This is a genomic window from Rhizobacter sp. P3_C12 (assembly GCF_056402735.1).
Map to the genome: position 1 here is coordinate 1 of NZ_JBFUGW010000251.1, position 9153 is coordinate 9153.

The 9153-nt window shown below is 68.1% G+C and carries 15 protein-coding genes and 1 pseudogene; 4 read left to right on the plus strand and 12 right to left on the minus strand.

Annotated elements, in window-relative coordinates:
- Positions 1 to 52 precede the first annotated feature (52 nt).
- Positions 53 to 1206, minus strand: a protein-coding gene (locus AC1DXV_RS27045) for an IS3 family transposase (protein ID WP_477873538.1) whose coding sequence is annotated in 2 segments (ribosomal slippage) — positions 53 to 942 and positions 942 to 1206 — 1155 coding nt in all. Because the reading frame shifts where the segments join, the coding sequence is not laid out codon by codon here.
- Between the two features lie 63 nt (positions 1207 to 1269).
- Here AC1DXV_RS27045 and AC1DXV_RS27050 point away from each other — a divergent pair.
- From AC1DXV_RS27050 to AC1DXV_RS27065, 4 genes are read left to right on the plus strand one after another with little or no spacing between them, the layout of a single operon-like run.
- Complete coding sequence (locus AC1DXV_RS27050) at positions 1270 to 1668, plus strand: hypothetical protein (RefSeq protein ID WP_477869917.1); 399 nt, start codon at positions 1270 to 1272, stop codon at positions 1666 to 1668.
- 8 nt (positions 1669 to 1676) lie between these two features.
- The gene (locus tag AC1DXV_RS27055) at positions 1677 to 1946 is read left to right on the plus strand and encodes a hypothetical protein (protein ID WP_477869919.1); all 270 of its coding nucleotides are present in this window, start codon (positions 1677 to 1679) and stop codon (positions 1944 to 1946) included.
- Between the two features lie 11 nt (positions 1947 to 1957).
- On the plus strand, positions 1958 to 2194 hold the full coding sequence (locus AC1DXV_RS27060) for a hypothetical protein (protein WP_477869921.1): 237 nt from the start codon (positions 1958 to 1960) through the stop codon (positions 2192 to 2194).
- Between the two features lie 22 nt (positions 2195 to 2216).
- Positions 2217 to 2627, plus strand: coding sequence for a hypothetical protein (locus tag AC1DXV_RS27065; RefSeq protein ID WP_477869923.1), 411 nt, complete (start codon positions 2217 to 2219; stop codon positions 2625 to 2627).
- Here the strand turns inward: AC1DXV_RS27065 and AC1DXV_RS27070 are convergent.
- The 11 genes and pseudogenes from AC1DXV_RS27070 to AC1DXV_RS27120 all read right to left on the minus strand — a co-directional run.
- Positions 2624 to 2827: an RNA 2'-phosphotransferase gene (locus AC1DXV_RS27070; protein ID WP_477869933.1), complete on the minus strand. Its 204-nt coding sequence runs from the start codon at positions 2825 to 2827 to the stop codon at positions 2624 to 2626. The two genes, AC1DXV_RS27065 and AC1DXV_RS27070, sit on opposite strands and share 4 nt — an antisense overlap.
- 9 nt (positions 2828 to 2836) lie before the next feature.
- A pseudogene (locus tag AC1DXV_RS27075) lies at positions 2837 to 2956 on the minus strand (RNA 2'-phosphotransferase); the annotation flags it as partial.
- Between the two features lie 30 nt (positions 2957 to 2986).
- Positions 2987 to 3523, minus strand: a complete 537-nt coding sequence (locus AC1DXV_RS27080; RefSeq protein ID WP_477869925.1) for a hypothetical protein — start codon at positions 3521 to 3523, stop codon at positions 2987 to 2989.
- Positions 3520 to 4221 carry a hypothetical protein gene (locus AC1DXV_RS27085; protein ID WP_477936474.1) on the minus strand — a complete coding sequence of 234 codons (702 nt, stop codon included), beginning with the start codon at positions 4219 to 4221 and terminating at the stop codon, positions 3520 to 3522. The genes AC1DXV_RS27080 and AC1DXV_RS27085 overlap by 4 nt, the downstream gene beginning before the upstream one ends.
- On the minus strand, positions 4202 to 5818 hold the full coding sequence (locus tag AC1DXV_RS27090) for a GspE/PulE family protein (protein WP_477936476.1): 1617 nt from the start codon (positions 5816 to 5818) through the stop codon (positions 4202 to 4204). Before AC1DXV_RS27090 ends, AC1DXV_RS27085 begins: the two co-directional genes overlap by 20 nt.
- 16 nt (positions 5819 to 5834) lie before the next feature.
- Complete coding sequence (locus AC1DXV_RS27095; protein ID WP_477871371.1) at positions 5835 to 7037, minus strand: type II secretion system F family protein; 1203 nt, start codon at positions 7035 to 7037, stop codon at positions 5835 to 5837.
- A 15-nt stretch (positions 7038 to 7052) separates the two neighbouring features.
- Positions 7053 to 7466 carry a type II secretion system major pseudopilin GspG gene (gene gspG, locus AC1DXV_RS27100; RefSeq protein WP_477871369.1) on the minus strand — a complete coding sequence of 138 codons (414 nt, stop codon included), beginning with the start codon at positions 7464 to 7466 and terminating at the stop codon, positions 7053 to 7055.
- On the minus strand, positions 7463 to 7945 hold the full coding sequence (locus AC1DXV_RS27105) for a type II secretion system protein (protein WP_477936478.1): 483 nt from the start codon (positions 7943 to 7945) through the stop codon (positions 7463 to 7465). Before AC1DXV_RS27105 ends, gspG begins: the two co-directional genes overlap by 4 nt.
- Positions 7932 to 8315 carry a type II secretion system protein gene (locus tag AC1DXV_RS27110; RefSeq protein ID WP_477871365.1) on the minus strand — a complete coding sequence of 128 codons (384 nt, stop codon included), beginning with the start codon at positions 8313 to 8315 and terminating at the stop codon, positions 7932 to 7934. The genes AC1DXV_RS27105 and AC1DXV_RS27110 overlap by 14 nt, the downstream gene beginning before the upstream one ends.
- On the minus strand, positions 8315 to 8806 hold the full coding sequence (locus tag AC1DXV_RS27115) for a prepilin-type N-terminal cleavage/methylation domain-containing protein (RefSeq protein WP_477871363.1): 492 nt from the start codon (positions 8804 to 8806) through the stop codon (positions 8315 to 8317). Before AC1DXV_RS27115 ends, AC1DXV_RS27110 begins: the two co-directional genes overlap by 1 nt.
- Positions 8803 to 9153: cohesin domain-containing protein (locus AC1DXV_RS27120; protein ID WP_477936480.1), on the minus strand; the 351-nt coding region annotated here is incomplete at its 5' end. The genes AC1DXV_RS27120 and AC1DXV_RS27115, both read right to left, overlap by 4 nt.

Here is a 9153-nt window from a genome sequence, read left to right on the forward strand (position 1 = left end):
TGTCGTGGTCAAGTCTTTTCGGACACGCCAATGAGTTGGTTTGGGTTGAATCTCAGTGAGTGTGTTCGGCGTGACGCTCATGCTCGACGGGCGAGCGATAGCCGAGTGTGGAATGGAGCCTGACGGGGTTGTAGAAGCAGGCGATGTAGTCGGCGACATCGATCATCGCTTCGGCGTGATTGGCGTAGTCGCGCTGCCAGACGCGTTCCATCTTCAGGTTCAGGAAGAAGCGTTCCATCACGGCGTTGTCCCAGCAGTTGCCCTTGCGGCTCATGCTGGCAACCAGGTCGTTGCTCGCGATCAAGGTGGCATGCTCGCTGCTGGCGTACTGGCTGCCGCGATCGGAATGAACGATCAAGCCCGGGGCGGGCCGACGGCTGACGATCGCCATGTTCAGCGCCTGGCACACCAGCTGTGCCGGCATGCTCGGCGCCATGGCCCAGCCAACGACTCGGCGCGAGTACAGATCCAGCACGGCGGCGAGATACAGCCAGCCGCTGCGCGTGCGGATGTAGGTGATGTCCGAGACCCAGGCCCGGTTCGGCGCCACGGGACGGAACTGCCGATCCAGCACGTTGGCCGCCACTGGCAAGCTGTGACGGCTGTCGGTGGTGTAAACGAACTTGCGCCGCCAACGCGGCTGCAACGCATGGCTGCGCATCAACGTTCTGGCTCTGTGGCGTCCCACGTTCACGCCCAGCGCCCGCAATGCCGCGCTCACGCGCCGGCTGCCGTAGCTGCGCCCGCTGGCCTCGAACACGGCCTTGGCATGCGCAGCCTGGGCACACGTGCGCGGTTCGCGCTGGCGCTTGGCGTAGTATCCCGAGCGGCTGACGTCCAGCACTCGGCACAACTGTTTGATCGAGGCCTTCCCCGCCCACTGTGTGATCAGCGTGTGAATCACTTCAGTTCCCGGGCAAAGAAGGCCGACACTTTTTTTAGCAGGTCGTTGTCCGACTTCAGTTGCCGGTTCTCGGCTTCGAGCTGGCGAATGCGTTGCTGCTCCGCCGTCAGCGGCTTGCCCGCGCCGGGGCGGCCCGCCGCTTCCTCGTCGAACTGCTCGAGCCAGCGGCGCACGCCACTGTCCGTCAAGTTCATGTCGCGGCACACCTGCCCGACGCTCAATCCCTGGTCTCGCACCATGCGAACCACTTGCAGCTTGAACGCCGCATCAAATGCCCGGCGGGCTCTCTTCTTCTCGGTCATGCTCTTCTCGTCCTCTGCGGGAAAATCTCCCATCGAGGTGTCCATCAGAATTGGACCACGTCAGTGGTCGCGGTTCTACCTGTCGGTCAAGAAGTAGCGGCGGCGAGAATTACCGGGACGGTTGCTGAAAAGGTTGCGCCTAAAGTTGCAGAGGTCGCCACAGATGTCGCTCTGTCGCTTGCAAAAGGGGCGAGAGAAATCGCGAAAGAAGAAGTGTTTGCAGCACGCACGGCACCTGAGTTGAAGAAAATTTACGGGTGGGGGAACGGTGAAGCTGGAGTGAAGGCCGCCAGAGAGGCTTTGGATGCTTCAACTATTGAGCGAATCCAGGCGAGTGTGACGAGAGCAGAGGTCGAGGCCACACGAAACCTTTACAGAGAATCTGTGTCTGCGGGTCGAGGTGGAGCCGTTGCACCTCAGCGTGCTGCGTACATGGAAGATATCCTCAAGCTTTGGAAATAGGAGTTGCCGTGCCTGCTATGACTGCGAAATTGCCGTTTCAGAATGAGAGTTCTGCGTCCGTCAAAGTACTGTTGGAGCCGCTCTCTGAATACTTCATCGTTCTGCCTGGCCAGAGCATTGAAATCCATGCCGTCTTTGACGACGTGACGAACAATACGTCCTTCACCGTCGCCCCGAATGATTCATTTCTCACGATCTACGCACCGGGCGAAATCGCCGGATTCATCGACTGCTATGTGAGCCGCGATGGTGTGCGTCTAGTGCCAGATGGGAATTGACAGTGGCCTGCGTGTTTGATCTGCTGAATGACAGCCCAGACGAGTTGCTCTTGTATCTGGAGCCGGAGGGCACCGAGTTTCGGTTGCCTCCTGGCAAGGCGGTACAGGTTCGGCTGTTTGGCAATCAGCATCCCATCGAGATGAAGCACTCTGCCGATGCGACTGGCAGAAAGACGGTCTCGTTCTGGCCGGCCCGTGGAGGCTTCGAGTTGTTCTTTGAAGGAAGAAGTGTCTGGGAACAGATTTGAGGGACTTGCTCGGAGCAATGCATTGAACAAGTCGATTGGCTCGATAGCCTGGCCGAAGAGCGCAGATGCATCCTTGCGGTCGCTTCTGCTCTACATGATGAGAGTCGTTGGGCGACTCGGCATTTCATTCGGCTCTTCCGCCCATGACCCTCTGTCGACCGTCAAAGGGCTTCTCGCCGGGGAACTCTCTGAGGATGACAGGCGTGTCGCTCTTGCTCATTGGTGGAAAGCCGTGGACGAAAGAGGACTGCGGAATTTCGAGAGCGGTGAGGCAGTTGTTGCTCGTCTTGCCGTGTGCCTTCTTTACCCGAGCAAAGAAAATGTGTCGGGCCAGGACGACCAGCTGTCATGGTTCCTGGAAGTGCTCGGTTTCCTCGGCGCAGACGTTGACGAGGCGATTGCCGTCATGGAGGAGCATTTCGACTTTGTTTAGCGGGCTACCAGAAATTCCCGAGGCACCTGATCCGTGAGCCAGACGCCGTTGTCCGCCCGATTGAACTTGAACCCGGCAGCGTGCATGCGAAGCGCGTCAACCGTCAGCTCGACAGGCTTGCCATGACGCTGCCCCACCAAGTGCGCCGTTGCTTCATCGGCCGACAGGTGCACCTGCTGTCGCGACTGCGGCTGCAGCAGTTCGTCCCGTGTGAGCCGCGTTCCCGCGGCATCACTCTTGGCAATCAGCTCATCGATGACGGCCCAGCCCTGCGCATCCAGCGTCAGGCCGATGGTGTCTGGCTGGTGCCGAAGAATGAGGCTCAGGAACTTGCTGAGCTGTCATCGCGAGATCCCATGTCATTCCCTCCCACGCCACCGCGAGACGATCAACGCTGTCGGCCGCCCGCTGGCACCCTGTGCCGTCCCTTGCGCCGTCGCCAGGATCCACCGCTCGTTCGGTTCCCCGGCATTGAGATCCTCCAGGTACTTCAGCAGCGCCTCGTAGCTTGAGAACTCGACCTGCACGCGCACGGTCGCGTCGGCCGCGCTGATGTCCACCGACACCGGCAGCACGCCCACCGTGCCCACGGATTCGAGCGAGGCCAGCGCGGCGTCGACCGGCACGCGTTGCAGCTTCAACGCCGAGTGCGCGTCGGCGGCATAGGCCGGCGGCGGCTCGTTCGGCAGCTCGGCGCGCCGCGAAGCCTGGTGCGCGAGCGCGTCGATGCGCGCATTCCAATCCAGCATCTGCGCACGCACGCCGGCCGCGTCCTCACGCACCGTCCAGCCCCATGCCGCCAACGCCACCGCGGCCACAAGCAACAGCACCGTCGCGCCCCACCATGCCCGCCCCGGCGGCCGGTGGCGGATGAAGTCGGCCTCGATGCGCCTCATGCCCACGCCTCCATCACGGCATCGTCCAATCCCGCGCCCGCCGACAGCGCCACCCGCACGCCCTCGCCGTCGGCGATCCCGAGGCTCAGCACCGAGCGCTGCAGCCACGCCGCCGCATGCTCCGGCGACGGCAACGGTGCACAGGTGGCCACCGCACTGAACACCCCGTCGCGGCCCGCCAGCACCACCAGGCTCTCCGGCTCCGCGACGACGATGCGCGACAGCGCCGGCTGCACGTCCAGCGCCCGCGTCAACGCCACCGTCCACCATGGACGCATCGCAACAGCACGCACGCCATGCGCCGCCAGCACGCGCCCGATGGTCTCGCGCGTCGCGCTCTCGATCGCAACACCCAGCACCGCATGCCCAGGCGGCGCCGCATCCAGCCACACCTCGCACGGCCCGGTCAGCCCTGTCTCATCGGGCGCCAGCGCCTCGGCCAGCCGGCGCGCCTCGGTCCAGCTGCRCAGTCCCGGCACCGGTTGCACGATGAACGGCCGCGCCACGCTGCCGGCCAGCCACAGCGTGAGCTGCGGCCGGCGCACCGCGGCATCGGCCTTCAGCGCCACCGCAACCGCCGTCACGCCGGCTTCCAGCCCGTCGGCTGCTTGCCACTTCCACGGCTGCACCCCAAAGCGCCACGCCACACCCCGCAAGCCCAGCCAGGCCTGCGCCCCCTCAGATCGCACCGACGACACGCCGCACCTCCTCGATCGTGGTCTGGCGCTGCAGCACCCGCCGCACCGACTGCTGGTCCAGCGTCAGCGTGCCGCCCGCATACGCATGCCCCTTCAGCACCGACAGCGGCGAGCCCTCGGTCACGTGGTCGCGGAACGCATCGTCGATCACATGCACCTCCGAGATCACGAAGCGCCCCTTGTAGCCCGAGCCATGGCACAGCGGGCAGCCCACCGCCAGCGGCACGCGCACACCCTGCTCCGCGACCACGCCCAGCCACTGCGCCTCGCGCGCAGTGGCATCGCGCTCGCCGGCGCAATCGGCGCACAGCCGCCGCATCAGCCGCTGCACCACCACCCCGTTCAGCGACGACATGAAGCCGAACATGTCGAGCCCGAAATGCCGGAAGCGCCCGATGATGTCGGTCAGGCTGTTCGCATGCACCGTCGTGAACACCGCGTGGCCGGTCAGCGCCGATTGCACCGCGATCTCGGCCGTCTCGGCATCGCGGATCTCGCCGACCAGGATGCGGTCCGGGTCGTGCCGCAGGATCGAGCGCAGCCCCTTCGCGAAGGTCAGCCCCTTGCGCTCGTTGACGGGGATCTGCAGCACGCCCGCCAGCTCGTACTCCACCGGGTCCTCGATCGTGATGATCTTCTCCAGCCCCGTGTTGATCTCGGACAGCGCCGCATACACCGTCGTCGTCTTGCCGCTGCCCGTGGGCCCGGTCACCAGCATCATCCCGCTCGGCGCCATCGACAGCTCGCGGATCAGGCCCGCGCCGGTCGCGTCGAAGCCCAGCAGGTCGAGCGACACCGTGGCATCGCTCTCGCGCAGCTGGGCCTTGTCGAGCAGCCGCAGCACCGCGTCCTCGCCGAACACGCTCGGCATGATCGACACGCGCAGGTCGATGCGCCCGCCCTGGATGTCGATGCGGAAGCGCCCGTCCTGCGGCAGCCGCCGCTCGGTGATGTCGAGCTGCGCCAGCACCTTGATGCGCGAGATCACCTCCTCGGCCTGCGTCGCGCCGTCGAGCCGCGCAAAGCGCGCCATCACGCCGTCGAGCCGGTGCTTCACCGTCACGCCGCCGCGGTCGCATTCGAAGTGGATGTCGCTCGCACCGGCCTGGAAGCCGGCGCGGATCGCGCTGTCGACGAAGCCGACGATCGGCCCGTCGGCCACGGCCGTGGGCTTCGCGGCCTCTTCGCGCACCGCCGCCCCATCGGCCTCGCCCAGCCACGCGCGCATCGCCTGCGTGCTCGCCGCCGCCGGCTGCAGCGATTCGCCGACGCGCCCGCTGATGCGGCGCAGCTTCGCGTCGTCCCACGGGTCTTCCATCGCGAGCCAGCGCTGCCGGGCCCCGTCGACGGTCACCGCGACGACCACGCAGCGCGCCAGCACCGCCTGCYCGCGCGTCCACGCCGACCAGTCGGGCGCCGCGTCGCCAGCCGACGCCAGCACCGCGACGCCGGCCTCCTCGCGCAAGCGGCGCGCGAGCTCCGGCGGTGCGCTGCGCTGCAGCACGTCCAGCACCGTGCCGGCGCCGGCGCGGTGCTGGCGCCGCGCGTCGGCGATCAGGGCGGGGAGGGCCAGGGAGGCGATACCCGGGTTGCTCATCGTTCAGCGCACTCCATCAACGCACTCCATTGGCAATGTCGAAGATCGGCATGTACATCATCACGACGATGCCGCCGACCAGCAGCGCCACCAGCAGCAGCAGCACCGGTTCCACCAGCCGCGTGGCCCGCTCGACGAAGGTGGTGAAGGCCGCGGCATGGCGCTGCGAGATGGTCTGCAGCACCACGTCGAAGCTGCCGGTGCGCTCGCCCACCGCCAGCAGCCGCTCGGCCACGGTGTCGGTCAGCCCGGCCTGCGACAGCGTCGCCGACACGCGCTTGCCGCGCGCCAGGTCGACGCGCGCACGCGCCACCGCCTCGCTCATGCGCGCACCGAGCCCCAGCGTCTCGCACAGCGCCATCGCCTCGTCCAGCGTGTAGCCGCCGCGGAACATCAGCGCGAGCGACTGGTACAGCTTGGCCAAGCGGAAGTGGTCCCACTGGCGCTGCAGCGGCCCGATGCGCGAGCCCACCGCCACCGCGAAGCGCATCGCGCCGCCCGAGCGGATCCACCACACGCCGCCCACCACCAGCGCCGCCAGGCCCGCGGCCACCTGGGCGGTGTGCTGCGAGACGGCCTTGCTGAAACCCAGCAGCACCTGCGTCGGCAGGCTCAGGTTGCCGTGGAAATCCACGTACATGCCCGAGAAGCGCGGGATCACGTACAGCAGCAGGAACAGCGTGATCAGCAGCCCGAGCGTCACGACCACAGCGGGGTAGATCGCCGCGCTGACCACCTGCTTGCGCAGGGCGCCCATCATCTCGTCGTGCGCCAGGAAATCGGCCAGTGCGCTGCCCAGCGTGCTGGTGCGCTCGCTGGCCTTCACGCTCGCCACCAGCACCGGCGGGAAGGCCTGCGACTCGTGCATCGCCTTCGACAGCGGCCGCCCCTCGCGCAGCGCGCGCAGCAGCTCGGCCTGGATGTCGCCGCGCGCGCCCTGCGACGATTGCGCCTGCAGCGTCTCGAGCGCCTCGACCACCGTCATGCCGGCCTGCAGCAGCGTGCGCAGCTCGCGGCACCACCACGCCACGTTGAATGCCCCCGCGCCGCCGCCGAGCAGCGGCGTGCGCGCCGGCCCGCCCGGCTGTGCCTCGGCGCCGACGAACACCAGGCCTTCACCCGCCAGCTGCGCCTGCACCGCCTGCAGCGACTCGGCCTGCGCCAGCCGCTCCAGCACGGCGGCCTGGCCGGGGTCGTAGTAGCGGACCTTGAACTGCATGGCGGTGCTCGCGGTTCAGCGCGTCAGGTCGGCGTCGTCGTCGGTGCCGCCGGGCGCGCGGTCCTTGCCCAGGCTCAGCAACTCGAACTCCTGGCCTTGCAGGCCGGGCGCGCGGTACTGGTAGGCACTGCCCCACGGATCCTGCGGCAGCGCACCGCGCAGGTAGGGGCCGCGCCAGCGCGGCTCGTCGGCGGGCGCGACCAGCAGCGCCTGCAGGCCCTGCGCGGTGGTCGGGAAGCGGCCGGTGTCGATGCGGTAGGCCTGCAGCGCCTTGTCGAAGGCATCGAGCTGAGCCTTCGCGGCCGTGACCTCCGAGCGGCCGATCTGCCCGAGGAAGCGCGGGCCGACGATGCCGGTCAGCAGGCCGATGATCAGGATCACGACGAGGAGTTCGAGCAGCGTGAAGCCACGGCGGGAAGCGTTGATCATGATGTCGATGCGATCGGTTTGGCCATGAAGACCCATTGGTTGTACTGCGCGGCGGGCGGCATGTCGGCCAGGCCGTCGATCTGCAGCGGGGTGCGCCGCAGCGGCTGCGCCTCGCTGGTGCTGAACACGCCGCGCACGCTGCCGTCGGCGCCGCGCACGACGCCGAGCGGGCGGCCCGGCACCAGCGGGTCGGTGTAGAGCCGGCGCAGGTGGCGGCGCGTGCCGACGAAGCGGTTGTCCAGCAGCAGGTTGTCGAGCGAGGCCGGGTACTGCTTCAGCGAGCCCGGCGAGGCCTCGCGGTAGCGGGTGATGGCCTGCGCGTACAGCGTGCCGATGCGCACCAGTTCGTCCTCGCGCTCGCGCTGCGCCGCATCGGCCCAGCGCGGCCCGGCGATCGACAGGCCGAGCGAGAGCAGCGCGACCAGCAGCAGCACGATCACGTAGGTGAATCCGCGCGATGGTGGCCTACCAGCTCGCATAGGGGCTCCCGTCGCGCGCCTGCCCCGGCGCACCGCTGTGCACGTCCGACACCCCCGCGGCGGCGCCGCTGTCGGAGTTCACGAGCACCCAGGTGTCGATGCGGTCCGTCACCGGATCGACCGGCAGCTGCCGCAGGTAGCGCGCCTGCACCAGCTCTTGCAGCGCCGCCGGGTAGCGGCCGCGGTCGGCGTAGAACTTGTCGATCGCATCGCGCACCGCCGCGAGGTTCTGGCGCAGCACCACTTCGCGCGCACGGTCGACATGCTCGGCATAGCGCGGCACCGTGATGGCCAGCAGCAGGCCGATGGCCGCCATCACCACCATCAGCTCGATCAGCGTGAAGCCGCGTGCCTTGCGCATGACCTGCATCACCAGTCCCTCAGCGGCACGCCGTTCAGCCCGCTGCGCGTCGAGCGGGAGAACACGTCGTAGACATCGGCGCCGGCCTGCGGCTGCTCGGCCGTCGACAGGTAGCTGCGCAGGCCCCAGGTCTGCTCGGCCGGCAGCTCGGCGCTGGCGAACGGGTCGCGCGGGATGCGGCGCAGGAAGACCATGCGCTGCGCACCCGGCAGGCCGGTGTCGCCGCTGACCAGCGCCTGCAGGCTCGGCGGGTAGCCGGTGGCGCCGGCCGGCTGCGACAGCTGGCCCTTGTCGTTGGCGCGCTTGTAGGCATCGATCGCCTCGCGGATCTGCCACAGCGCCTGCTTCAGCTCGCGCTCGCGTTCGCGCTGCAGCGTGACCTCGGCCAGCGGGAAGACCGCGACGGCCAGCACGCCGAGCACCGCCAGCACGACGACCAGCTCGATCAGCGTGTAGCCGGCGGCGCGGATCCGCCGCGGCAGGACGGGCAAGAGGCTCATTTGACGATCACCTTCAGCGGCGGCGGCAGGCCGATCGGCTGTGCCGGGCCGTCGAGGCCGAGCAGCTGCACGCCGAGCGTCGTCAGCTCCGCGGTGCCGGCGGCGGTGGCCTTCAGCCGCACACTCAGCAGGCTGCCCTGGCCGTTCGCGCCGGTGGCCTGGTTGCGGATCGCGCCGGCCTGCACCTTGCCCTGCTCGGCGTCGATCGTCTTGCTGAAGCTGGTGGCCGCGCCACCCTGCCTGAACAGGTCGCCCTCGTCGACGTCGACCACCGACAGCAGGCCCTTGCTGATGGCGAGCTGCACCGGCGCGCCGCGCAGCGCGAGCGGCGTCGCGAGGTTCAGCGT

Bases quoted from the DNA above. Each gene is read 5' to 3' on its own strand.
- AC1DXV_RS27080 (WP_477869925.1), bottom strand. From the start codon at position 3,523: ATGAGGCGCATCGAGGCCGACTTCATCCGCCACCGGCCGCCGGGGCGG.
- AC1DXV_RS27095 (WP_477871371.1), bottom strand. From the start codon at position 7,037: ATGCAGTTCAAGGTCCGCTACTACGACCCCGGCCAGGCCGCCGTGCTG.
- gspG (WP_477871369.1), bottom strand. From the start codon at position 7,466: ATGATCAACGCTTCCCGCCGTGGCTTCACGCTGCTCGAACTCCTCGTC.
- AC1DXV_RS27105 (WP_477936478.1), bottom strand. From the start codon at position 7,945: ATGCGAGCTGGTAGGCCACCATCGCGCGGATTCACCTACGTGATCGTG.
- AC1DXV_RS27110 (WP_477871365.1), bottom strand. From the start codon at position 8,315: ATGCAGGTCATGCGCAAGGCACGCGGCTTCACGCTGATCGAGCTGATG.
- AC1DXV_RS27115 (WP_477871363.1), bottom strand. From the start codon at position 8,806: ATGAGCCTCTTGCCCGTCCTGCCGCGGCGGATCCGCGCCGCCGGCTAC.